Origin of the sequence: Symbiopectobacterium sp., assembly GCF_047692315.1 — a bacterium.
Lineage (GTDB): Bacteria > Pseudomonadota > Gammaproteobacteria > Enterobacterales > Enterobacteriaceae > Symbiopectobacterium.
Genome location: NZ_JBLLJS010000029.1, coordinates 93768 through 117977 on the forward strand (window position 1 = coordinate 93768; position 24210 = coordinate 117977).

Annotated in this window: 20 protein-coding genes, 1 tRNA gene and 5 pseudogenes; 16 read left to right on the forward strand and 10 right to left on the reverse strand. The window is 51.5% G+C overall.

From position 1 onward, the window contains the following. Positions 1 to 106 precede the first annotated feature (106 nt). Complete coding sequence (locus ACMZI0_RS18590; protein ID WP_415674070.1) at positions 107 to 550, forward strand: antitoxin Xre/MbcA/ParS toxin-binding domain-containing protein; 444 nt, start codon at positions 107 to 109, stop codon at positions 548 to 550. Then, positions 547 to 1008: pseudogene (locus tag ACMZI0_RS18595) on the forward strand (RES family NAD+ phosphorylase). The gene ACMZI0_RS18590 and the pseudogene ACMZI0_RS18595 overlap by 4 nt, the downstream one beginning before the upstream one ends. Positions 1009 to 1078: 70 nt before the next feature. Here the strand turns inward: ACMZI0_RS18595 and ACMZI0_RS18600 are convergent. Further along, a pseudogene (locus tag ACMZI0_RS18600) lies at positions 1079 to 1988 on the reverse strand (LysR substrate-binding domain-containing protein). Positions 1989 to 2132: 144 nt separating this feature from the next. Here ACMZI0_RS18600 and ACMZI0_RS18605 point away from each other — a divergent pair. Further along, positions 2133 to 2524 (forward strand): annotated as a pseudogene (locus tag ACMZI0_RS18605) (Rid family hydrolase). Positions 2525 to 2681: 157 nt separating this feature from the next. Here ACMZI0_RS18605 and ACMZI0_RS18610 read toward each other — a convergent pair. From ACMZI0_RS18610 to rpsU, 4 genes are all read right to left on the reverse strand, one after another. After that, positions 2682 to 2754 (reverse strand) — tRNA-Ile (locus tag ACMZI0_RS18610). 158 nt (positions 2755 to 2912) lie between these two features. Further along, positions 2913 to 4748 carry an RNA polymerase sigma factor RpoD gene (gene rpoD, locus ACMZI0_RS18615; protein WP_415674071.1) on the reverse strand — a complete coding sequence of 612 codons (1836 nt, stop codon included), beginning with the start codon at positions 4746 to 4748 and terminating at the stop codon, positions 2913 to 2915. 221 nt (positions 4749 to 4969) lie between these two features. Continuing rightward, entirely contained in the window at positions 4970 to 6718 is a 1749-nt protein-coding gene (gene dnaG / locus ACMZI0_RS18620) for a DNA primase (protein ID WP_415674072.1), read from the reverse strand. 139 nt (positions 6719 to 6857) lie between these two features. Then, complete coding sequence (gene rpsU, locus ACMZI0_RS18625) at positions 6858 to 7073, reverse strand: 30S ribosomal protein S21 (RefSeq protein WP_001144069.1); 216 nt, start codon at positions 7071 to 7073, stop codon at positions 6858 to 6860. A gap of 229 nt (positions 7074 to 7302) precedes the next feature. Here rpsU and tsaD point away from each other — a divergent pair, with 229 nt between their 5' ends. Further along, on the forward strand, positions 7303 to 8316 hold the full coding sequence (gene tsaD, locus ACMZI0_RS18630; protein WP_415674073.1) for a tRNA (adenosine(37)-N6)-threonylcarbamoyltransferase complex transferase subunit TsaD: 1014 nt from the start codon (positions 7303 to 7305) through the stop codon (positions 8314 to 8316). A gap of 59 nt (positions 8317 to 8375) precedes the next feature. Here the strand turns inward: tsaD and argR are convergent, their stop codons facing one another. Continuing rightward, positions 8376 to 8846 (reverse strand): transcriptional regulator ArgR, encoded by a 471-nt coding sequence (gene argR, locus ACMZI0_RS18635; protein WP_415674074.1) that lies wholly within the window; start codon positions 8844 to 8846, stop codon positions 8376 to 8378. A 484-nt stretch (positions 8847 to 9330) separates the two neighbouring features. On the opposite strand from argR, the gene mdh reads away from it, so the two are divergent. Next, positions 9331 to 10281 carry a malate dehydrogenase gene (gene mdh, locus ACMZI0_RS18640; protein ID WP_415674075.1) on the forward strand — a complete coding sequence of 317 codons (951 nt, stop codon included), beginning with the start codon at positions 9331 to 9333 and terminating at the stop codon, positions 10279 to 10281. 59 nt (positions 10282 to 10340) lie between these two features. Here the strand turns inward: mdh and ACMZI0_RS18645 are convergent, their stop codons facing one another. Continuing rightward, on the reverse strand, positions 10341 to 10622 hold the full coding sequence (locus ACMZI0_RS18645; RefSeq protein ID WP_415674076.1) for a helix-turn-helix domain-containing protein: 282 nt from the start codon (positions 10620 to 10622) through the stop codon (positions 10341 to 10343). A 185-nt stretch (positions 10623 to 10807) separates the two neighbouring features. Between ACMZI0_RS18645 and ACMZI0_RS18650 the strand changes: the two genes are divergently transcribed. Together ACMZI0_RS18650 and ACMZI0_RS18655 are read left to right on the forward strand one after the other, a co-directional pair. After that, a complete protein-coding gene (locus ACMZI0_RS18650; protein ID WP_415674077.1) occupies positions 10808 to 11194 on the forward strand; it encodes a DNA-binding protein in 387 nt (128 codons plus the stop codon). A gap of 244 nt (positions 11195 to 11438) precedes the next feature. Continuing rightward, on the forward strand, positions 11439 to 11888 hold the full coding sequence (locus ACMZI0_RS18655) for a YfeC-like transcriptional regulator (protein WP_415674078.1): 450 nt from the start codon (positions 11439 to 11441) through the stop codon (positions 11886 to 11888). A gap of 12 nt (positions 11889 to 11900) precedes the next feature. Here the strand turns inward: ACMZI0_RS18655 and ispB are convergent, their stop codons facing one another. After that, a complete protein-coding gene (gene ispB / locus ACMZI0_RS18660) occupies positions 11901 to 12872 on the reverse strand; it encodes an octaprenyl diphosphate synthase (protein WP_415674079.1) in 972 nt (323 codons plus the stop codon). 254 nt (positions 12873 to 13126) lie between these two features. Here ispB and rplU point away from each other — a divergent pair, with 254 nt between their 5' ends. The 4 genes and pseudogenes from rplU (at position 13127) to cgtA (ending at position 16329) form a co-directional block, all read left to right on the forward strand. After that, a complete protein-coding gene (gene rplU, locus ACMZI0_RS18665; RefSeq protein ID WP_415674080.1) occupies positions 13127 to 13456 on the forward strand; it encodes a 50S ribosomal protein L21 in 330 nt (109 codons plus the stop codon). A 20-nt stretch (positions 13457 to 13476) separates the two neighbouring features. Further along, on the forward strand, positions 13477 to 13734 hold the full coding sequence (rpmA, locus tag ACMZI0_RS18670) for a 50S ribosomal protein L27 (protein WP_415674081.1): 258 nt from the start codon (positions 13477 to 13479) through the stop codon (positions 13732 to 13734). 100 nt (positions 13735 to 13834) lie between these two features. Further along, positions 13835 to 14871 (forward strand): annotated as a pseudogene (locus ACMZI0_RS18675) (DMT family transporter). Between the two features lie 285 nt (positions 14872 to 15156). Continuing rightward, positions 15157 to 16329 carry an Obg family GTPase CgtA gene (gene cgtA / locus ACMZI0_RS18680; RefSeq protein ID WP_415674082.1) on the forward strand — a complete coding sequence of 391 codons (1173 nt, stop codon included), beginning with the start codon at positions 15157 to 15159 and terminating at the stop codon, positions 16327 to 16329. Between the two features lie 76 nt (positions 16330 to 16405). On the opposite strand, the pseudogene dacB reads toward cgtA, so the two are convergent. Continuing rightward, positions 16406 to 17865: pseudogene (gene dacB, locus ACMZI0_RS18685) on the reverse strand (serine-type D-Ala-D-Ala carboxypeptidase). A gap of 260 nt (positions 17866 to 18125) precedes the next feature. On the opposite strand from dacB, the gene greA reads away from it, so the two are divergent. Then, the gene (greA, locus tag ACMZI0_RS18690) at positions 18126 to 18602 is read left to right on the forward strand and encodes a transcription elongation factor GreA (RefSeq protein WP_415674083.1); all 477 of its coding nucleotides are present in this window, start codon (positions 18126 to 18128) and stop codon (positions 18600 to 18602) included. 118 nt (positions 18603 to 18720) lie between these two features. On the opposite strand, the gene yhbY is transcribed toward greA, so the two are convergent. Then, the gene (gene yhbY, locus ACMZI0_RS18695; RefSeq protein WP_415674084.1) at positions 18721 to 19014 is read right to left on the reverse strand and encodes a ribosome assembly RNA-binding protein YhbY; all 294 of its coding nucleotides are present in this window, start codon (positions 19012 to 19014) and stop codon (positions 18721 to 18723) included. Positions 19015 to 19197: 183 nt separating this feature from the next. Between yhbY and rlmE the strand changes: the two genes are divergently transcribed. The 4 genes from rlmE (at position 19198) to glmM (ending at position 24096) form a co-directional block, all read left to right on the forward strand. Further along, positions 19198 to 19827 (forward strand): 23S rRNA (uridine(2552)-2'-O)-methyltransferase RlmE, encoded by a 630-nt coding sequence (rlmE, locus tag ACMZI0_RS18700; RefSeq protein WP_415674085.1) that lies wholly within the window; start codon positions 19198 to 19200, stop codon positions 19825 to 19827. Between the two features lie 47 nt (positions 19828 to 19874). Further along, positions 19875 to 21767, forward strand: a complete 1893-nt coding sequence (gene ftsH, locus ACMZI0_RS18705; protein ID WP_415674086.1) for an ATP-dependent zinc metalloprotease FtsH — start codon at positions 19875 to 19877, stop codon at positions 21765 to 21767. A gap of 151 nt (positions 21768 to 21918) precedes the next feature. Then, positions 21919 to 22752, forward strand: coding sequence for a dihydropteroate synthase (gene folP, locus ACMZI0_RS18710; RefSeq protein WP_415674087.1), 834 nt, complete (start codon positions 21919 to 21921; stop codon positions 22750 to 22752). Positions 22753 to 22758: 6 nt separating this feature from the next. Then, entirely contained in the window at positions 22759 to 24096 is a 1338-nt protein-coding gene (gene glmM, locus ACMZI0_RS18715) for a phosphoglucosamine mutase (RefSeq protein ID WP_415674088.1), read from the forward strand. The last annotated feature ends 114 nt before the right edge of the window (positions 24097 to 24210 follow it).

A 24210-nucleotide genomic window follows, 5' to 3' on the forward strand; every position in this document is an offset into this window, starting at 1 on the left:
GATCATGCCTCCTTTGCGTGTGCTTACGTGGTGCGGATATTTTCATCACACAATTGCCAATCATGACTATTTGGTTATAATAAAAAGACCAAATGGAGATGTTGCTATGAAAACATTTGAACTGAACACTGCTACTCAGCGTCCAGAAAATCTCTGGAGCGTTGCTGGATTTGATAGCGCAGATGGCGTGGCTCTTGTGGGTCAGATTGACAAAGGCCTGGAAGGGGATATCGCTAATCGCGTTGCCAAATGGGCGCACATCAGCCAGACCGATTTTCGGAAAATGACGGGGATCCCCAGTACAACATTCAATCGCGGTCTGAAAGCGCGCTTTACCCCAGACCAGAGTGAGCGCATTGTCCGGATTATTCGCATCATCAATCGCGCCGTGGAATTGTTCGAGGGCGACAGAGTTGCTGCGCAGAAATGGCTCCATCAACCTAATCGGGCATTAGAATGGAAGGTGCTAGCTGATCTGATTGCGTCGGAAACCGGCGCCTATGAGGTAATGAACCTGATAACCCGTATAGAGCACGGGGTTTATTCTTGATCCTCTACCGTCTGACCAAGACAAAATACCTGTCCGAAGCCTGGACAGGGTATGGTGCAAAACTGGCCGGGGGGCGCTGGAACAGTCTGGCACCGCTATGTGCTATGTGTCAGAAACCGCTTCCCTTACGATCCTCGAAACGCTGGTACACATTGATTCCGTACAGCTTATCGATATCTATACGTTACTCAGCATCGATGTTCCTGATGGTTTACTGCTGCAAGCGAAAATGTCTGCGCTACCAGAACAGTGGAATGCCGAAAAAGCGCCCCCGGAACTGGTCCTCTATGATGATGCATGGATTAAGTCAGGGCAATCTGTTGGATTGCGCTGTTCCCAGCGCGCTCAGCCCTGTAGAATTTAACTATTTGCTAAACCCGGAGCATCCCGATTTTCCCGCTATTGTGAAAATGGCGGTTAATATCCCGTTTAAATTTGACACCAGACTCAAGCCGTAACTTGAACGACATGTCTCTTTGCCACGTCAGGGTTGCGTGTGGTGAGGCGGCAATGCAGTCCGCGTCCTGTTCATAACACGACACGCTTTGGTGCATGTTTCTCCATGAGTTCAATCACCCAATCGATAAACACCCGAAGCTTGGCACTTAAATACCTGTTTGGGGGAAAAGCCAAATAAAGTGGCATTGGGCTAAATTGCCACTGTTTGAACAGCGGGTACAATTCACCACGGGCCTCGTGCTCCTTTGCCATATACGTAAAATAATGCCAAGCCTGCGGTAAGGTAGGCATTACCATCGTCAACCGCAAGCTTATAACGACCTTTTACTCTGACTGTATCGCCATTATGGCGCGCTTCCAGCTCAGGAATCTTTCCTGTGCGTGAATTCAGATAACCGACAAGGTAATGCTCTGATTTCTCCAACTGATACGGATGGGTGGGGAGGATCCCCGAGCGAACCAGGTAATTGGGAGCGGCATAGGCTTCGATCGTCAAATCCCCCACATGGCGGGCAATAAGCGATTGTTCCGTGATGTTGCCGCCACGAATCACACAATCTACATTCTCTCTGATCAGGTCTACCTGGCGATCGCTGACACCGAGATCAATCTGAATATCCGGATATTGTGCGTAAAATTCAGGCAAGGCTGGCACTAGAATCATGCGAGCCAGTGGGCTGGGAACGTCAACTCGGAGCCTGCCTCTGGGCGTGGATACGGCGTTGGAGAGGCTGGTTTCCGCATCATCCATGTCGGCAAGCAGACGAACGGCACACTCTTAATAAACCGCGCCATCGGCTGTCACAATTTCACTTTTCTCGTGGTTCTGTTGAGTAACTTGACGCGCAATCGGGTTTCGAGTTGCTGGACTAACTGCGTAACCGTGGTTTTATTCATCCGTAACGTTTCGGCTGCTTTGGTAAAGCTGCCCGACTCAATCACCCCGAATAAAAGCCTGCATTGTGTCAAAGCGATCCATCTTGTTGCCCCATGCGTCTTTGATTGTTTGTATTTTACAAATAATGCAGATAGGTTTTACGCGTTTATCTTACCGTCACTATGCCTCTAGACTTCTGCTACACACAAGTAATCCATCTTGAAACGCGCTATTCAGAGGTATGCCATGGCAATTCGCAATGTTGTTTTTCCTGAAGGACGGCAAGATCTTTATAACCGCAATCGGTATTCTCCTGCGGTGAGAGCCAATGGCTTTTTATTCGTGTCAGGGCAGGTGGGCAGCCGAGAGGATGGTTCACCTGAACCGGATTTAACAACGCAGGTAAAACGAGCATTTGAGAATTTGAATGCTGTATTGTCTGCCGCTGGATGTACGTTTGACGACGTCGTGGATGTGACCGTGTTTGTCGTCGATCCCGAGTCGAATCTGGAAACCATCTGGAGCGCGTAGTACCGGAATTTTGGGGAGAAGCACCTTATCCGGAACTGACAGGCATTGGTGTGTCTTGGCTTTCTGGCTTTCGATTTGAAATCAAGGTGATTGCCAAGTTACCGTAAACACCAGAGCTGTATTGAGTGATGTTCTTACATATTGGCTAATGCGGTTAGTCGGTAAAAACACCAGTGACACTTTATAGCCATTTTGAAGGCGGACAACAAAAAAGCCACCTCGCAAGAAGTGGCTTAATCGTATGATTTTAAAGCTAAAATTCGGTGGCCCCTGTTGGGTTTGAACCAACGACCAAGCGATTATGAGTCGCCTGCTCTAACCACTGAGCTAAGGGGCCATATGGGCGTGAATTATACGGTAACATGGCGGGGCAGGTCTAGAGCAACATTGCCCGTATGCTGGTTTTGTATGCAGCTTAGCCCGTTGTTATTGTTATAAATACAATAAAAAAGCCCTCAATATTGAGGGCTTTTTCCTATTTCCATTTAGATGATGTTAATCATCCAGGAAACTGCGCAGCACTTCGGAACGGCTCGGGTGGCGCAGTTTACGCAGTGCCTTGGCTTCAATCTGACGAATACGTTCACGTGTTACGTCAAACTGCTTGCCCACCTCTTCCAACGTGTGGTCGGTGTTCATATCGATACCGAAACGCATACGCAGTACTTTGGCTTCACGCGCTGTCAGGCCAGCCAGCACATCGTGAGTGGCTGAACGCAGGCTCTCCGAGGTTGCGGAGTCCAGCGGCAGTTCCAGCGTTGTATCCTCGATGAAATCTCCCAGATGCGAATCTTCATCATCACCGATCGGTGTTTCCATGGAGATCGGCTCTTTGGCGATCTTCAGCACTTTGCGGATCTTGTCTTTCGGCATCAGCATGCGCTCGGCCAGTTCTTCTGGCGTCGGCTCACGGCCCATTTCCTGCAACATCTGACGCGAAATACGGTTCAGCTTGTTAATCGTTTCGATCATGTGAACAGGAATACGGATGGTGCGCGCCTGATCGGCGATAGAACGCGTGATCGCCTGACGGATCCACCAGGTGGCGTACGTTGAGAACTTATAGCCACGACGGTATTCAAACTTGTCTACGGCCTTCATCAGACCGATGTTGCCTTCCTGAATCAGATCCAGGAATTGCAGACCGCGGTTGGTGTATTTCTTGGCGATAGAAATCACTAGACGCAGGTTCGCCTCGACCATCTCTTTCTTGGCACGACGCGCCTTGGCTTCACCGATCGACATGCGACGGTTGATATCCTTCACCTGCTCGATAGTCAAGCCGGTTTCTTCTTCGATCTGGTGCAGTTTCTGCAAGCTGCGCTGCACGTCTTCTTCCACTTCGACCAGTTTCTCGCTCCAGGGCTTATTCATTGCCTTGGCGGCGGAGAACCAGGTGTCATTGGTTTCATTACCGGTGAACAGCGTGACGAAGTTTTTCTTCGGCATTTTGCACTGTTCAACGCAGAGTTTCATGATCAGGCGCTCTTGCGTACGCACGCGATCCATCATGGAGCGCACGCTGTTGACCAGGAAATCGAACTGTTTTGGCACCAGACGGAACTGCTTGAAAATGTCTGAAAGCTTCAGGATCTCTTCCGCTGCCTTGGAGTGGTTACGTCCATGGGCTTTGATCGTCTGACGCGTAACTTCGTACTGCCCGCGCAGCTCGGTAAATTTCTGACGTGCCAGCTCCGGGTCGATGCTGTTATCTTCTTCAGCATCATCGTCGTCTTCGTTCTCGTCGTCGTCATCCATCTCTTCGCTGGATAATTCCGATCCCACATGGGTTGCGGTAGGCGCGAGCTCTTCTTCTGCGTTAGGATCGACAAACCCGGTGATCAGATCGGACAGACGGCTCTCTTCGGCCTCGACGCGATCGTACTGTTCTAACAGGTACGTGATAGCTTCAGGGTATTCGGCAATGGAACACTGAACCTGGTTGATACCGTCTTCGATTCGTTTGGCGATGTCGATTTCACCCTCACGGGTGAGCAACTCAACGGTTCCCATTTCACGCATGTACATGCGCACCGGATCGGTGGTACGGCCAATCTCGGACTCTACGCTTGAGAGCACCTGAGCAGCAGCTTCGGCAGCATCTTCATCGGTGTCGGCTGTCGTTTCTGCCAACAACAGGTCATCCGCATCCGGCGCTTCTTCCATCACCTGGATGCCCATGTCATTAATCATCTGGATGATGTCTTCGATCTGGTCGGAATCGATGATATCTTCCGGCAGATGGTCATTGACCTCAGCATAGGTCAGGTAGCCTTGCTCCTTACCACGGGTGACAAGTAGCTTCAGCTGTGACTGCGGGTTTTGCTCCATAAGACGGTATCCACACTTCAGAGTATTAGGTTGGTGTCGGTCGGCATAATTATACCGGTCACCTTGCACGTTGCAGGTGCATTCCGCCTGCCTGCACGTCGAAAGCTAGTGGGTTATAGCCAACAATAACATTCGGGGTATTTCTTCTTCTCGCCGCAGCCCCTTCTAGCGGCTTTGGCAGGGCTTTACCCTGCTGGTTATCGGCAATTAAGCCGCTGTAATCAGTTCTTTCTGGTAAGCGCCTGATTCAACATGTGCACCTCGTTACGTTCTTCTGCGGTCAATCCCCGCAAACGCGATTGTGCTATCAGTGATTCCAGCCGCTCCTCTAACATATGGTTATATAGGGTAGTCAAGGTATCGATAAACGTCTCTTCTACCTTGTCCTCAACGATCATGTGGTTCCACGTTGCCATGGTTTCAAGCTGTGGGCCCGATTTATTCTCCCGATAAAGCTCCAGAAGCTGCCCCGTTGTCAGACCGGGCTGTGCCTGGCACGTTTTCACCAGCTCAATAAACAACGGCACGCCGGGCATCTTCGATGACACCAGCCCATCAGGTGCAGTTACCAATGCCGCCAACTGCGGATTTTGTACCAGCAACCCTATTAGTATACGCATAGTTGTGCGTTTTAGTTGGGGCGGCTGGTAGGGCTGCGCCTGTTCTGCCGTTTTGGGCAGCAGTTTATCCAGTTGGTGATCGTCAAGAATCCCCAGTTTGTTGCCGAGCTGTTGACGTAGATACAACCGCAGGGTTTCTCCTGGCACCTGACCAATCAGCGGCAATGTATCTCTTCCGAGCTTGGTACGCCCCTCAGGAGAACTCATGTCCACCTGCTGTTGCAGGGTATCAAACAGGAACGTGGAGAGCGGCAGCGCCTGCTCCATCCGCTGTTCAAATGCCTGTTTACCCTCTTTGCGCACCAAAGTATCCGGATCCTCCCCGTCAGGGAGAAACATAAAGCGCAACTGGCGGCCATCATTCAAATAGGGTAGCGCCGTTTCCAGAGCGCGCCAGGCCGCATCCCGACCCGCCCGGTCACCGTCATAGCAGCAAATAACCTGATCGGTAACGCGGAACATCATCTGAATATGATCTGCCGTCGTTGAGGTGCCCAGCGATGCCACGGCATAATCAATGCCGAATTGTGCCAGCGCTACCACGTCCATATAACCTTCAACCACAAGAAGACGTTTTAGTTCCGTGTGATTTTGTTGCGCTTCGTAAAGACCATACAGCTGGCGGCCTTTATGAAAAATTTCGGTTTCCGGCGAGTTCAGGTATTTGGGCAAACCGTCCCCCAGCACGCGTCCGCCAAAGGCGATCACGCGGCCGCGCTTATCGCGGATAGGGAACATGACGCGCTCACGGAAGCGGTCATAGGTACGTCTTTGCTCGTTTTTGACCAGCATTCCCGCATCGCTCAGGGTTTCACGATCTTCGTCGTGGCGGCCAAAGCGCTTTAATACGTTATCCCACCCAGCAGGGGCGAAGCCGATGGCGAAATGGCGAATCACTTCCGCACTCAGGCCACGCTGGGCCAGATATTGCTGGGCGGGTGTTGCCGCCGGCTGGTTTAACGCTTGCTGATAAAACTCACTCAGCTGTCCCATCAGTTCATACAGGCTTTGACGCTGGTGACGCTCAAGCGCCGTAGTGCCAGTACCCGATTCATAAGGCACTTCCAAACTGTGCATGGATGCCAATTCTTCAATACTTTCAACGAACTCAAGACGATCAAAGTTCATTAAAAAGTTGATGGCATTGCCGTGAGCGCCGCAGCCGAAACAATGGTAAAACTGCTTATCACCATTTACGGTGAAAGAGGGGGTTTTCTCATGATGAAACGGACAGCACGCGTGAAAGTTCTTGCCCTGCTTCTTAAGCTTCACGCGCGCGTCAATAAGATCGACGATGTCGGTGCGTGCAAGCAGGTCATTGATAAAGACGCGTGAAATTCGTCCAGCCATAAGCCCCTGTTTTTAATACAAATAAACGATAACTTATAAACGACAACAAGCCGCGCTTCCTTTCGGAAAGCACGGCCTTCGTATGCAACTGCTAAGTCTGCGGATTAAACACGCGGTGGAGGCACAAAGCCTCCAGAAATTAATACAGACGAGTGCGGCGTGCGTTTTCTCGAGCCAGTTTCTTCGCGTGACGTTTCACTGCGGAAGCTTTAGCGCGTTTACGTTCGGTAGTCGGTTTTTCATAGAATTCACGACGACGAACTTCAGCCAGAACACCCGCTTTTTCACAGGAACGTTTGAAGCGACGCAGAGCTACGTCGAACGGCTCGTTTTCACGTACTTTAATTACCGGCATGTGCCTCTCACCTTAATAATTTCGGTATGTGCTGGCCTTGTGCCAACCTTTTCAAAATGGTGCTAAATTCTACTGCAAACGTGATGCGCTTGTAAAGCATTGCGGCGATCATAAAACATCCAGCGCGCGCAGAGCAGAAAACCGAAACCGTTAATGGTAGACTATTCGTTATATGAAGCAAGTGGCAAGTGGATGTCAGCTTGCGTGGCAATGAACGTTAGGTAGAGCGATGCGCATATTGGGTATTGAGACCTCCTGTGATGAAACCGGGGTGGCGATTTATGACACGGACGCTGGGTTATTGGCTAACCAACTGTATAGCCAGGTAAAACTGCATGTGGATTATGGTGGTGTCGTGCCGGAACTGGCATCACGCGATCACGTGCGCAAGACGGTTCCCTTGATTCAGGCGGCGCTGAAAGAGGCGGGTCTGGCGTCATCGGATATCGACGGCGTGGCCTACACCGCCGGGCCAGGGCTCGTGGGCGCATTGCTGGTTGGCGCAACGGTCGGGAGAGCATTGGCGTTTGCCTGGGGCGTGCCTGCCATTCCTGTTCACCACATGGAAGGCCATTTGCTGGCCCCGATGCTGGAAGAAAATCCGCCGGAATTTCCCTTTGTGGCGCTGCTGGTCTCTGGTGGCCACACGCAGTTGATCAGCGTCACCGGTATTGGTGAGTACCGCTTGCTGGGGGAATCTATCGACGATGCGGCCGGTGAGGCCTTCGATAAAACCGCAAAACTGCTGGGGCTGGATTACCCTGGGGGGCCGATGCTGTCCAAACTGGCGCAACAAGGGGATGCCTCACGTTTTACCTTTCCTCGCCCGATGACCGACAGACAAGGGCTGGATTTTAGTTTTTCCGGTTTGAAAACCTTTGCTGCCAATACCATTCGTGCCAATGGTAACGATGATCAAACCCGTGCTGACATTGCGCGTGCGTTTGAAGATGCAGTGGTTGATACTCTGGCGATAAAATGCCGCCGGGCGCTGGATGACACCGGATTTAAACGTCTTGTTATGGCTGGCGGGGTCAGTGCCAACCGCACGCTGCGCGCGCTCCTGGCAGACATGATGACGAAACGAGGCGGTGCGGTGTTTTATGCGCGGCCTGAGTTTTGTACCGATAATGGCGCGATGATTGCCTATGCAGGCAGTGTTCGGCTGTTGCACAACGAGAATCAGGAACTGGGTGTGAGCGTGCGTCCACGCTGGCCATTGGCGGAGTTACCTGCGGTTTAACCAGACATGCGCCTGATATTGCAAGCATCAGGCGCGGATAAGCCGATCGCGATGGATGGTTACAGTTCCTGTTCGAACAGCACCAAAATGGCGTCAAATAACTGTTTGACGCTAAAGCCGCGAGCCGGCGTGGTGAAGATGGTGTCATCCCCGGCAATGGTGCCAAGAATTCCTTCTGATTTCCCCAGAGAATCCAGCAACCGAGCGATCAACTGCGCGGCCCCTGGGCTGGTATGAATAACGACAACCGCATCGTTGTAATCCACATCCAGCACCAAATTTTTCAGAGGACTGGTGGTGGTGGGGACACCCAGTTCCGCTGGCAGGCAATAAACCATTTCCATTTTGGCGTTACGTGTGCGTACTGCCCCAAACTTGGTCAGCATTCGCGATACTTTTGATTGGTTTATATTTTCAAAACCGTCGTCTTGCAACGCCAACACGATCTCGCTTTGAGAACTAAACTTCTCTTCCTTTAGCAGCGCTTTGAACGCTTTAACCAAATCTTCCTGTTTTGTCGAGTTACGCATTCTGCACCGTTCGTTGTGATCATGGATGTGCGTATTATGCAGTTGGGTGAATTTTTATGCAATATGGGCGCTTAAAGAAGTGACTCAGAACTATTCAGATCGATAACTGCGCTAAAATGTTTAAATGACGTAAGGTATGAAAAAAAATGCGTGGTTAGTCACATAAAAGTAAATCAAATGTTATCAAAATGGGGCTGTTTAGCGGCTGCGGTTCGGTGTAATGTAGCCCCCACCGCAATGAACGTGATACGCGCTGCATTATTTACTCACTTACTTATAACTTTACTTACCTTACAAATCACTCGGCAGATTTTGATTTATTATTAATGACATAGTTTTTCCTTTTTCATGACCTGATGTTGAGGTAACGGCACGGCCGGCGCTCGTTCGGTAAGCCGTTTGAACCTCCTGATTTTATTGGTATCTGGTGGTTTATTGCACAAATTCACGGCATTTTTACTTTTACGATAATAAGGAGTTTAGGATGAAAGTTGCAGTTCTCGGAGCAGCAGGCGGTATCGGTCAGGCTCTCGCGCTCCTGCTCAAAACCCAGCTTCCTTCAGGTTCAGAATTATCCCTTTATGACATTGCTCCGGTAACACCGGGTGTCGCTGTTGATCTGAGCCATATCCCTACAGCAGTATCTATCAAAGGCTTTTGTGGTGAAGACGCCACCCCTGCACTGGTTGGCGCGGACATCGTTCTAATCTCGGCCGGTGTCGCTCGTAAGCCAGGCATGGACCGTTCCGACCTGTTCAACGTGAATGCGGGGATCGTGCGTAATCTGGTTGAACAGATTGCCCGCACCAGCCCGAAAGCCTGCATTGGTATCATTACCAACCCGGTTAACACAACGGTGGTGATTGCGGCGGATGTGCTGAAAAAAGCTGGCGTGTACGACAAGAACAAGCTGTTTGGCGTAACCACGCTGGATATTATCCGCTCCAACACCTTTGTGGCGGAATTGAAAGGCAAGCAGACACAAGATGTTGAAGTCCCGGTGATTGGTGGGCACTCTGGTGTGACGATCCTGCCATTGTTGTCGCAAATTCCTGGCGTAACGTTCAGCGAGCAGGAAGTGGCCGATCTCACTAAACGCATCCAGAATGCCGGTACTGAAGTGGTTGAAGCCAAAGCCGGTGGTGGATCGGCGACTCTTTCCATGGGTCAGGCGGCGGCGCGTTTTGGGCTGTCTCTGGTTCGCGCCCTGCAAGGAGAATCAGGTGTGGTGGAATGCGCTTATGTGGAAGGTGACGGCGAGCATGCCCGTTTCTTTGCACAACCGCTGTTACTGGGCAAATCAGGTATTGTTGAGCGTAAAGCCATTGGCGTACTGAGCCCGTTTGAAAAACAGGTTCTGGATAACATGCTGGGTACCCTGAGACAGGATATCGAGTTGGGTGAATCCTTTGTAAGTGGTTCAGCACGCGGCTAATCGGTATTTCAACGTCCGATCGTGATAAGCTGGAGAGAAGGTGCTCCGGCTTTTTTGTGTCAGAATTCTTGGTGAGGGTCGTCAGGTCGGATAAGTTTTTTACTATCGATCAGTGTGTTACTCTTCGGGTCGTAATAACGACTGGGCCATATTTCAGCGGGGTGAATGTCGATTGCCTCGGCGATGAGCCATTCACCTTTGGGCCAGGGGCGTGATATCGCATTGGCCAGAGTGGAAGAACTTAATCCCGCCTCCCGTGAGACAGCAGCCAGCGTGGTCCCCTTTTTACGGAGTGCGGCGATGATATCGGCAGGGTGCCAGTCGTGTTTCCTTACGCTCATGCATCTTTCCTTCTTGCTACAAGATAATGGTCAATTGGTGGTATAAATAACGCTCGTCAGTTAATCGCGTGGGGTGCGCGACCGGAATTAGGAAAAAATACAACATATTATTTCTAATAATTTCCTTAACATTATTCCTAATAAATTAAATTTTGTAATGCATCGCACTATCAGGATGAAAGGCTATGAAAAAAGAGTGGTTCACCACTGCTGAATTGCTGGGGATGGCTGGATTGCCTAAAACACGGCAAGGCGTAAACAAACGTGCCCGGGAAGACGGGTGGGAAAAACGTCGTCACAAAGGTGTTCAGGGGCGTGGCGTTGAATACTCACTCTACAGCTTGCCAGAACTGGTGCAGCACTCGCTCTCACTGCAAGAAACCCCCTCATCCTATGCGGTACGTCAGGCCGATATGCTGGCTGTCTGGATTCAAATCTATCAACAGTGTTCCGAGCAAGAAAGAGAGGCGCTTGTCGCGTATATCTTGCGTCACGGTATGGCCTCCGTATTGTGTCAATTAGGGATATCCACGTCAGCAAACCCGGCGTCTGACGATCCATCCCTTGTTTGATCCTCTGTTGATGCCATCTTTTGCGGGTGATATACGCCTCGTTTGTCTGCCACTGTTTTTCCCTTCGTTTGTTCAGTTCCCGTTTCAACGTTAACGCGTGTTTTAGGCCAATATATAACACCTAACAGCTGATTTAATCGGTAACGGTTACCTGTTATTTGGAAATGTAGTGTTGTTTATATGTCTGTAATTGGAAACTAGGCGGCAAGGTATGTTTAGCCGATCGCCTACTTGCCGTGCGTTAATGCCGTCTATGGAGGATGTTACGAATGGAAAAGCATGGTTGACGCCCCAAGAGTTACTGGGCGTTACTGGTCTGCCAAAATCGAGACAGGGTCCCAACAAACGCGCCAGAGAAGAGGGCTGGGAAAAACGTAAAAGAAAAGGCAAGGCGTGCAGGGCCGAGCCGCCGAATATGAGCTGGATAGTTTACCGCAAGAGGTGCGCAAACGGCTTCAACTGCGGGAAATGGCGGAAATACCGCCACCGCCACCGCCACCGCCACCGCCACCGCCACCGCCACCGGCATACGCGACGCTTGCCAAGCCACTGCTGGCTTCCTGGATTCAAATATTTGAAAAACTTTCAGTACGCGAAGCAGGAAGCGCTAATCGATTTTGTTTTGCGTGAAGGGGCAATTGCCATGTTGTCGCGCCTCGAGATCGCAAGCGATCCCTGTTCATCGACAACATAGCGCCAAGACGTATTAATAATCGCGTTGAACAGCAATATGTGCCAGACCTTCCAGTGCCTCGCGGAAGGGCGTCGGCGGCAGTGCCTGAAGCGCTGAAATGGCTTTATCAGCCTCCTGCTCTGCGCGCTGGCGGGTGTATTCCAACGAGCCGCACTGTTGCATGGCAGCAAGCACCGGCTCCAGCAAATGGCGGCCATTACCTTCTTCGATAGCTTTGCGGATCATCGCGCATTGCTCACTGTTGCCGTTACGCATGGCGTGCAGTAACGGCAACGTGGGTTTGCCTTCGTTCAGATCGTCCCCGGTATTTTTGCCTAAGGTTTTACCGTCCGCACTGTAATCCAGCAGATCGTCAATCAACTGGAATGCCGTACCAAGATAGCGTCCATATTCCTGTAACGCTTTTTCCTGCGCGTCGGTAGCACCGGCTAAAATCGCGGAGGCTTGCGCTGCGGCCTCAAACAGGCGCGCAGTCTTGCTGTAGATGACGCGCATGTAGCTCTCTTCCGTGATATCCGGATCGTTACAGTTCATCAGTTGCAGCACTTCACCTTCTGCAATGACATTAACCGCTTCAGACATCAGCGCCAGCACACGCAGCGATCCCAGGCCGGTCATCATCTGAAACGCGCGGGTATAGATGAAATCGCCAACCAGTACACTGGCCGCATTACCGAAGGCGGCATTGACCGTTTCCTTGCCATGACGCATATCTGATTCATCCACCACATCGTCATGCAGCAGTGTGGCGGTGTGAATAAATTCTATCAGGGCCGCGACCGTAACATGCTTGTCGCCTTCATAAGCGAGCGTGCGGGCGGCCAGTACAGCGATCATCGGACGGATGCGTTTTCCGCCACCACCGATAATGTAATTGCCGATCTGGTTGATAAGTACAACATCGGAATTGAGTTGTGCCAGAATAACGCCATTGACGTCGTTCATATCATGGGCAGCTAATGCTGTGATCTGTTCTAGATTCATATCTGTGCCAGTGCTTTCTTATATACGCTGTGGTTAGGGTCGGTTCCATACCGGCTTCAATGGTTACTGTGGACTGATTGTACTTGAAAAATGGTACAGATAAATGGTCGCGAAGATCCTGTACTCTTTTTCTTCAATTCCCTCGAATCTGCACTTGTCATCGGTAGGTTTTTTGCGTAGAATTAGCACCCCATTGTGAATATTTATAGCATGCTCGAATAATCAATATGAGTACGCGGAAAGCGGAGTTTTATATGTACGCGGTTTTCCAAAGTGGTGGCAAACAACACCGAGTAAGCGAAGGTCAAACCGTTCGCTTGGAAAAGCTGGACATCGCAACTGGTGAAGTTGGTGAAGTTGGTGAAGTTGTTGAATTTGACCAAGTTCTGATGGTTGCTAATGGTGAAGAAATCAAAATCGGCGTTCCTTTCGTCGATGGTGGCAAGATCAAGGCAGAAGTTGTTGCCCATGGTCGCGGTGAGAAAGTGACGATCGTTAAGTTCTGTCGCCGTAAACACTACCGTAAGCAAGCGGGCCACCGTCAGTGGTTCACTGACGTGAAAATTACTGGCATCAGCGCTTAAGACTTAGGAGAGCGGATTAAATGGCACACAAAAAAGCTGGCGGCTCGACTCGTAACGGCCGTGATTCCAATGCACAACGTCTGGGCGTAAAACGTTTTGGCGGTGAAAGTGTTCTGGCTGGCAACATCATCGTTCGTCAACGTGGCACCAAGTTCCACGCGGGCACCAACGTTGGTTGCGGTAAAGACCACACTCTGTTTGCTTTGGCTGACGGTAAAGTCCAGTTCGAAGTTAAAGGCCCTGAGAACCGTAAATACATCAGCATCGTTGCTGAGTAATTTTTCGCGTCAGGTCTGGCAGATATAAAGCCCCGCAATTTATTGCGGGGCTTTTTACATTTCCATCCCCAATCACCATCCGCAACAAACTGAGAGAACCATGCAGATGAAACAGCAGGCTGGCATTGGGCTGAGCCTGGCCTTGACGGCGGCAGTATGCTGGGGTGCACTGCCCATTGCCATGAAGCAGGTGCTTGTTGTCATGGAACCCTATACCGTGGTGTGGTATCGGTTTTTTATTGCCTCGATAGGATTGGGGATCATTCTTTTCTCGCGACGTCAGTTGCCGCCGCTGCGTATTTTTCGTCATCGACGCTGGTGGGTACTGCTGCTGATTGCCACGGGCGGGTTGTTGGGTAACTTTGTGCTGTTCAGTTCCTCGCTCAAGTTCTTAAGCCCGACGACATCGCAAGTAATTGGACAGCTTTCCCCAGTGGGAATGATGTTCGCCAGCGTGCTTATCTTGAAAGAGAAAATGCGTGGCACACAGATTATCGGTGCCGCGATGTTGCTGTGCGGTATGCTGCTGTTTTTCAACGCCAGTCTGATCGAAATTTTTACCCGACTGACGGATTATACCCTCGGTGTATTGTTGGGGATGGGAGCCGCCACGGTGTGGGTAAGCTATGGCGTGGCACAAAAAGTATTGCTGCGCCGCTTAACGTCTCAGCAGATCCTGCTGCTGCTGTATGTCCTGTATGTCCTGTATGTCCTGTATGTCCTGTATGTCCTGTATGTCCTGTATGTCCTGTATGTCCTGTATGTCCTGTATGTCCTGTATGTCCTGTGTGTGCTGTGTATTACTCCTTGGGCGCAGTCAGAGACCATCTTTCAGCTTACTCGCTGGCAATTGATTTGCCTGCTTTTCTGCGGGGCGAATACCCTGATTGGCTATGGCGCATTGGCCGAAGCGATGGCGCGATGGCGCGTTGGCAGGCCGCGCAGGTGAGTACCATTATTACGTTGACGCCGCTCTTTACGCTGCTGTTCTCTGACTTGCTGGCGATCCTTTGGCCGTTGTATTTTGCCACCCCAGCGTTAAATCTTGTTGGCTATATCAGCGCATTTGTTGTGGTCTCCGGAGCGATGTTCTCCGCGATTGGACACCTTCTTATTCCCAGGAAGAAAACGCGATAACGTCATTCTGGTGCAAAAGTAATGCGCGGTGGCGTATTGGTGGTACCTGGTACTATCTTTTTCGAGTAGGCTGTTTATTTTTAATACAGATGAAATCAACGCAGGAAGCGGGTAAAATGCCGCTCCCTTGCGAGGCGAGTTCTGTTATATTCCGTTTTTTGCATGATGCGCTGCTGTGATTCACGCGTCATGCCATGAAAGCATCACGCCAAAGAGAACCAATAATGCCCTGATGCATAAAGTCTGATGGCGAGTGATCTCTATAGGTTGTTGCGGAGAGAGTAAATGAAGTTTGTAGATGAAGCCACCATTTTGGTGGTGGCTGGAGACGGTGGTAACGGCTGTGTTAGCTTCCGTCGTGAAAAATATATTCCTAATGGCGGCCCGGACGGCGGTGACGGCGGTGACGGCGGTGACGTGTATCTGCTGGCGGATGAAAACCTGAACACGCTGATCGATTTTCGTTTTGAAAAATCGTACCGCGCCGAGCGCGGTCAGAATGGACAAAGCCGTGATTGTACCGGTAAGCGCGGTAAAGACATCACTATCAAGGTGCCGATCGGTACGCGCGTGCTGGACGAAAGCACCGGAGAGGTGCTGGGCGACATGACGCGCCACGAGCAGCGCCTGATGGCCGCCAAAGGCGGCTGGCACGGGCTGGGAAACACCCGTTTTAAATCATCGGTCAACCGCGCACCGCGCCAGAAAACCAGCGGTACAGCAGGTGAAGAGCGTTCTCTGATGCTGGAACTGCTGCTGCTGGCCGATGTTGGGATGCTGGGGTTGCCGAACGCCGGTAAATCGACGTTTATTCGTGCGGTGTCCGCAGCCAAGCCGAAAGTGGCAGATTACCCTTTCACCACGTTGGTGCCGAGCCTTGGCGTGGCGCGCATGGACAGCGAGAAAAGCTTCGTGGTGGCCGATATTCCTGGGCTTATCGAAGGTGCCTCCGAAGGGGCTGGCCTGGGCATCCGTTTTCTCAAACATCTGGAACGCTGCTGCGTGCTGCTGCACCTGATCGATCTTGCCCCGATCGACGAATCGGATCCGGTAGAAAATGCCAAGGTCATCGTCAATGAGTTGCAGCAATACAGTGCTTCTCTGGCAGAAAAACCGCGTTGGCTGGTGTTCAACAAGGTGGATCTGATTGAGAAAGAGGAAGCGGAGCTGCGTGCTAAAGCGATCGCCGATGCGTTAGGCTGGGAAGGTAAATACTACCTGATCTCTGCTGCTAACCGCGCTGGCGTCAACGCACTGTGCTGGGATGTGATGAGCTTCCTGGAAACACAGCCGAAGGCAATGGCTATCGAAGAGAAAGCGCCAGAAAAAGTCGAGTTCATGTGGGATGACTACCACCGTGAACAGCTGGCAGCGGTGGAAAATGAAGCCGAAGAAGAGTGGGATGACGACTGGGATGAAGATGACGACGAAGGCGTCGAGATCATCTACCAGAAGTAATCTTCACACAACGATCCTCTTTTGACAGAGGATCGTCATATGGAGCACGATCCCAATGGGATCGTGCTTTTTTACATCAGTTGCTCTGATAAAGATCCTTATACAAGCGACTTTCAAAGCGGGCCAGCGGCATGCGGCGGGCGCGCTGGTCTTCTGGCGGCACCGCATAGCCCGACAGGAACTGCACGAAAGCCATGCGCTGGCCGCTGGCGGTGGTGATAAAGCCAGCAAGGTTATAAACGCCTTGCAGCGCGCCCGTTTTCGCGGAAACCTTGCCGTCTACGTCCGCTTCGCTTCATGCAGCCCGGCCCGGTACTGCAACGTGCCGTTGTAACCTGCCAAAGGCAGCATCTCAATGAATTTCAATTCGTTATCGTGCTGAGCGATGTATTGCAGAGCTTGCATCATCGTGGCGGGGGGAAATCAGGTTATGGCGCGACAGGCCTGAGCCGTCAACGACAATACTGTTGCCCAAATCGACGCCTGCTTTTTGCCTTAATACTTGGTGCACGGCATCCGCGCCGGCACGCCAGGTACCTGGCACGCTGAAGCGCTCATGTCCGATGGTGCGAAAGACGGTATCCGCAATCATGTTATCTGATTTTTTCAGCATGACCGTGAGAAGGTCATGTAACGGTGCGGATTGCGTCTGGGCTAGCACAGTGCCTGCTGGGCCTGACAGTGTCTGGCGGCGTAGGCTACCTGTGATTCGGATATTCGCCTGCAACAGCTCATCTTTGACGATGGCTCCGGCGTAGCTGGCACCGTCCTGAATGGCAAAGGCCAGCGGCAACGGCTCGACTCGCTGCATCAGGCACAGGCAGCCCGTGAGCGTGAAACGGTTTAATTCGCCCGGCACCACGTCCAGTTCGCAATATTGAGCGTCAGAGGAGCCCTTGGCTAACGTACGCACTTCGCTAAACATCTGCACCGGGTAGTAAGACGCGACGCGAATAAACGCGTTGTCACCCGCTTTGGGGACACTGTAGAGGGAGACTGAAAAACAGTTGCGATCGACAATGGCCGCTCCCGGGGGGCACTAAAACACTGTGTCATGTCATTCCACGGCCAGCCGGGCGCTTTATCATGGCTGGAGAACACCGAGGTGTCGATCATGACATCACCAGCGATCTCCTGTACGCCGCGTTTTTTCAACTCAGCGACCATATTACGGATCTGCTGGCGCTTCAACGTGGGGTCACCGCTAAAACGCACCACCAGATTACCGTGTAATTTTCCGCCACTCACTGTACCACGGCTTTCCAGCGTGGTGACGAAACGGTAATCTGGGCCCAATTGCAGCAAGGCGGCCAGGGCCGTCAAGACCTTCTGGGTACTGGCGGGTAACGCCATCTGTTCACTGTTGTAAGCCACTGCGGGGCTGCTGGCACCCACTTTCTGTGCCAAAAACGTCAAATTAGCGCCATCCGGCAGGTATTGAATGTGATCGTTAATGCTTGCCGAGTGAGCCGGTAAAACAGCACTCTGTAGCACAACCGCACAGGCAAGTCCGGAAAAAGTCGATAAAAAACGCATAATCTCAGCTTACAACAGGGTAACGTGGGGTCATACTACGGCGCAATGCGGTCTAAAGTAAACGATGACCCTTACGGAACTCTGGGTTAAAATACGTATCAAAATGCAAAATCGCTCCTGACCTGAAACCTTGTTCCGGGTCAGGTTACTTTTGTTTATCGCCAGGGAGCGCTGGCACACCGACCGTCTGTCGCATCGTTCGTTGAAGCGTCAGGATGACGATAATGAAAGTCTTACAAGTTTCTTAGAGGTTTGAAGATATGAAACAATTTCCGATGACATTGCGTGGTGCGGAAAAACTGCGTGAAGAGCTGGAATACTTGAAAGGCACTCGCCGTCCAGAAATTATTGCGGCGATTGCTGAAGCCCGCGAACACGGCGATTTGAAAGAAAACGCCGAATATCACGCAGCGCGTGAACAGCAGGGTTTTTGTGAAGGACGCATTCAGGAAATTGAAGCCAAGCTGTCCAATGCACAAGTGATCGATGTGACAAAAATGCCGGCCAGTGGGCGTGTGATTTTTGGTGCTACCGTGTCAGTGATGAACCTGGACACTGAAGAAGAGCAGACCTATCGCATCGTGGGTGATGACGAAGCGGACTTTAAACAGAACCTGATTTCTGTGAATTCGCCGATTGTCCGTGGGCTGATTGGCAAAGAGCAAGATGATGTGGTGACGATCAGAACGCCTGGCGGTCTGGTTGAATACGAGATCCTGAAGGTCGAATACCTGTAATTTCGCCGATTAAATCGGCAAATTGTGTAAAGAAAAGCAAAAGGCCGCATGCGGCCTTTTCTCTAACGAACGGGCATGGCACCTTTTCGTTAAATGTGAAACACGGTGATATAATTGGTTACTTGGGTAACACAATTTTACGTTCTTTCGTCGGGCGATACAGCACCAGCGCATGGCCGATAACCTGAACGTTGCAGGTACCGGTTTCGTGGATAATCGCCTCAATAATCAATGCTTTAGTATCCAGATCTTCAGTTGCAATTTTAACTTTGATCAGCTCATGATGTTTTAGCGACTGCTTGATTTCGGCCAGAACACCTTCGGTAAGGCCATTATTACCCAGCATAACTACCGGTTTTAGCGGGTGAGCCAGGCTTTTTAAGTGCTGTTTTTGTTTGTTGCTTAGATTCATGTGTCTTTTGCTTAGGTTGGGATTGAAAACGGGTCATTCTACCGCCATCTCACCATTATAACCAATTTGGTGATGTTGATGGGCCGATCTTTAGCAGTGTCGGTTATGAGCAATACCGGTTGTAAATGGCAAACGGGTTGTTAATGGCAAGTTGGCTGTAAATGACAAAGAGTTGGAAAGTCGATGGCAAATAAAAAGCGTTCTGCAAGCTCCAGTCGCTGGCTGCAGGAACACTTTAGCGATAAATATGTCCAGCAGGCGCAGAAAAAGGGGCTACGCTCCCGCGCTTGGTTTAAACTGGATGAAATACAGCGCACCGACAAACTGTTCAAACCAGGTATGACCGTGGTGGATCTGGGGGCGACTCCTGGTGGGTGGTCTCAATACGTGGTGACGCAGATCGGCAATGCGGGCAGGATCATCGCTTGCGATATTTTACCGATGGATCCTATCGTTGGTGTCGATTTCCTTCAAGGCGATTTTCGTGATGAATTAGTGCTTAACGCCTTGATGGAGCGGGTAGGGGATAATAAAGTTCAGGTTGTAATGTCAGACATGGCACCCAACATGAGCGGAACCCCTGCTGTGGATATTCCAAGGGCCATGTATCTGGTGGAGTTGGCGTTGGAAATGTGTCGGGATGTTCTGGCACCGGGCGGAAGTTTCTTGGTGAAGGTCTTTCAGGGAGATGGCTTTGATGAGTATCTGCGACAAATTCGCTCCCTGTTCACAACAGTGAAGATTCGTAAGCCTGATGCTTCACGCGCGCGTTCTCGTGAAGTGTACATTGTAGCGATAGGGCGTAAACTGTAGTACCCTAACGCTGTTTTTTAACACAGTTGTAATATGAGGTTAATCCATTGAGTGACATGGCTAAAAACCTGATTCTCTGGCTCGTCATCGCAGTGGTGCTGATGTCCGTATTCCAGAGCTTTGGGCCCAGCGAGTCAAATGGCCGCCGGGTGGACTATTCTACCTTCTTGACTGAGGTGAATCAGGAGCAGGTCCGTGAAACACGTATTAACGGGCGTGAGATCAACGTTACAAGAAAAGATGGCAACCGCTACACGACCTTTATTCCTGTTAACGATCCCAAGCTACTGGATAACCTGCTGACCAAGAATGTGAAAGTGGTTGGTGAGCCGCCGGAAGAGCCGAGCCTGCTGGCGTCGATCTTCATCTCCTGGTTCCCGATGCTGTTGCTGATTGGCGTCTGGATTTTCTTCATGCGTCAAATGCAAGGCGGTGGCGGTAAAGGCGCCATGTCCTTTGGTAAAAGCAAAGCACGCATGCTGACGGAAGATCAAATCAAAACCACGTTTGCCGACGTCGCTGGCTGTGATGAAGCCAAAGAAGAAGTCAGCGAACTGGTGGAGTACCTGCGTGAACCGAGCCGCTTCCAGAAGCTGGGCGGTAAAATTCCAAAAGGTATCCTGATGGTGGGGCCGCCGGGTACCGGTAAAACCCTGCTTGCCAAAGCTATCGCTGGCGAAGCGAAAGTGCCGTTCTTCACCATTTCCGGTTCTGACTTCGTTGAAATGTTTGTGGGTGTCGGTGCTTCTCGCGTGCGTGATATGTTCGAGCAGGCGAAGAAAGCTGCGCCTTGCATCATCTTTATTGATGAAATCGATGCCGTAGGTCGTCAGCGTGGTGCGGGCCTGGGCGGCGGTCATGACGAACGCGAACAAACACTGAACCAGATGCTGGTTGAGATGGATGGTTTTGAAGGCAACGAAGGCATTATCGTGATTGCCGCTACCAACCGTCCTGACGTGCTTGACCCTGCGCTGTTGCGTCCGGGCCGTTTTGACCGTCAGGTCGTTGTTGGTCTGCCGGATGTGCGTGGCCGTGAGCAAATTCTGAAAGTGCATATGCGCCGTGTTCCGTTGGAGACTGATATCGATGCATCAGTGATTGCGCGCGGTACGCCGGGTTTCTCCGGTGCCGATTTGGCGAACCTGGTGAACGAAGCTGCATTGTTTGCAGCGCGCGGTAACAAACGCGTTGTCTCCATGGTGGAGTTTGAGAAAGCCAAAGACAAGATCATGATGGGTGCAGAGCGCCGCTCTATGGTCATGACGGAAGAGCAGAAAGAATCTACCGCCTATCATGAAGCGGGCCATGCGATTATCGGTCGTTTGGTGCCGGAACACGATCCGGTGCATAAAGTCACTATTATCCCGCGCGGTCGTGCGCTGGGTGTGACCTTCTTCCTGCCGGAAGGCGATGCGATCAGTGCTAGTCGTCAGAAGCTGGAGAGTCAAATTTCCACGCTGTACGGCGGTCGTTTGGCGGAAGAGATTATCTATGGTCCGGCCAAGGTTTCGACCGGGGCATCCAACGATATTAAAGTAGCGACGTCTATTGCGCGTAACATGGTGACGCAGTGGGGCTTCTCAGAGAAACTGGGTCCGTTGCTGTACGCTGAAGAAGAAGGCGAAGTGTTCCTGGGTCGCTCTGTGGCCAAGGCAAAACACATGTCTGATGAAACGGCACGCATTATCGATCAGGAAGTGAAACTGCTGATTGAGCGTAACTATCTGCGTGCGCGTGAGCTGCTGATGGCAAATATGGATGTGCTGCATGCCATGAAGGATGCGCTGATGAAATATGAAACCATTGATGCGCCGCAAATCGATGACCTGATGTTGCGCCGTGACGTTCGTCCGCCAGCGGGATGGGAAACGCCGTCAGCCAGCAGCAATGAGCCGGGTAATGGCGGCGGTGCGCCGACCGCAGCACAGCCAAGCTGATAAGCGACAGGTGCAGCCCAAGGCCTGCATGGTTATAGCAGCGTTACGTGATAGTGTTGTCCGGTCGTAGCGCTGTTGGCCACTTCTTTTAAAACCCCGGCAAGCCGGGGTTTTTCTTTTTTATACAACCGGCAGTTAAAGGAAGATGGTGATGAAACTTATTGCCCGTGATGCCATTCTGGATCTCACTCATCCTCAAGTGATGGGAATTATCAACGTTACGCCGGATTCATTTTCCGACGGCGGAAAATACACTACGCTTGATGAAGCAATACGCCATGCGCAAGAGATGGTGAACGCGGGGGCCACTCTGATTGATATCGGCGGCGAGTCTACCCGTCCCGGTGCTGCAGACGTCAGCGTGCAGGAAGAGTTGGATCGCGTTATTCCGGTGGTTGAAGCGTTAGCGGCGCGTTTTGATGCCTGGCTCTCCGTTGATACGTCCAAATCTGAGGTGATTACTGCTGCGGCACAGGCCGGTGCGCACCTGATTAATGATATTCGTTCATTGCAGGAACCGGGGGCGCTGGAAGCCGCGGCGGCAACGGGGCTGTCGATTTGCCTGATGCATATGCAAGGCCAGCCGAAAACCATGCAGCATAATCCTCACTATGACGATGTGGTGGCCGAGGTGAACACCTACTTCCAACAGCAGATCGCACGCTGCGCTGAGGTTGGTATTGAAAAAGATCGCCTGCTGCTGGATCCCGGATTCGGTTTTGGTAAGAATTTATCGCATAATTATCGCCTCCTGGCGCATTTGCAGGAATTGCATCACTTTGGTTTACCGCTGCTGGTCGGGATGTCGAGAAAATCCATGGTGGGACAACTGCTTAATGTTCCCCCGCTCCAGCGCGTACATGGTAGTGTCGCCTGTGCGGTGATTGCCGCGATGCAGGGTGCTCATATTATTCGCGTGCACGATGTAAAAGCGACGGTAGACGCTATGCGAGTTGTCGAGGCCACGTTGGCAGAGAAGGAATAACAACGAATGAGTAACCGCAAATATTTTGGTACGGATGGTGTGCGTGGCAAAGTGGGTGAGACGCCCATTACTCCTGATTTTGTGTTAAAGCTTGGTTGGGCCGCCGGTAAAGTGCTGGCAAGTCACGGTTCACGCAAAATCATTATCGGCAAAGATACTCGTATTTCTGGCTATATGTTGGAGTCCGCGCTGGAAGCAGGGCTTGCCGCAGCCGGATTATCGGCCTCCTTCACCGGCCCGATGCCGACACCCGCCGTGGCGTATTTGACGCGCACCTTCCGTGCTGAAGCGGGCATCGTTATCTCTGCATCGCACAACCCCTACTATGACAACGGCATCAAGTTCTTCTCTATCGACGGCACGAAACTGCCGGATGAAGTGGAAGAGGCTATTGAAGCTGAGCTGGATAAACCGCTGACTTGCGTGGAGTCGGCAGAGTTGGGTAAAGCGAATCGTATTGTGGATGCCGCCGGGCGTTATATCGAGTTTTGCAAGAGCACCTTCCCGAATGAACTGAGCCTCAGCGGATTAAAAATTGTGGTGGATTGTGCCAACGGTGCAACCTACCATATTGCGCCAAGTGTGTTGCGTGAACTGGGTGCGAAAGTGATTGCTATTGGTTGTGAGCCTGATGGCATGAACATCAACGAATCCTGCGGTGCAACAGATGTGCGCCAGCTTCAATCCCGCGTGCTGGCGGAGAAGGCGGACGTTGGTCTGGCGTTTGACGGTGATGGCGATCGGTTGATCATGGTGGATCATGAGGGTAATAAGGTCGATGGCGATCAGATCCTTTATATTATCGCTCGTGAAGGATTACGTCAGGGACAATTGCGCGGTGGCGCTGTGGGCACGCTGATGAGCAATATGGGCCTGGAGCTGGCATTGAAGCAACTTGGCATCCCCTTTGCCCGAGCCAAAGTGGGCGATCGCTACGTGCTGGAAAAAATGCAGGAGAAAGGCTGGCGCATCGGCGCAGAAAATTCTGGGCACGTCATTCTGCTGGATAAAACCACCACGGGCGACGGCATTATTGCGGGGCTTCAGGTACTGACTGCTATGGTGCGCAACCATATGTCACTGCACGATCTCTGTAGCGGCATGAAATTGTTCCCGCAGGTGTTGGTCAACGTACGCTTTACGGGCAATAGCGATCCGCTGGAAAGTGATACCGTGAAAAACGTGGTGCTGGAGGTGGGAAAAACGCTGGCCGGGCGTGGTCGCGTGCTGCTGCGCAAGTCTGGTACGGAGCCGCTAATTCGCGTGATGGTAGAAGGGGAAGACGAAGCGATGGTTATCCGTCTTGCCAATCAGATTGCCGATGTGGTGAAGGCGGCGCATTAATTTTTTGGGGGTCGGGTTGCCTTTGGTACGTCTAACGGAGACAACCCCATCACCCATTGATGCATTTAGCCGTTTTTTTCCGCAATCGCATTGATCTCTCTAAAATACACTTGC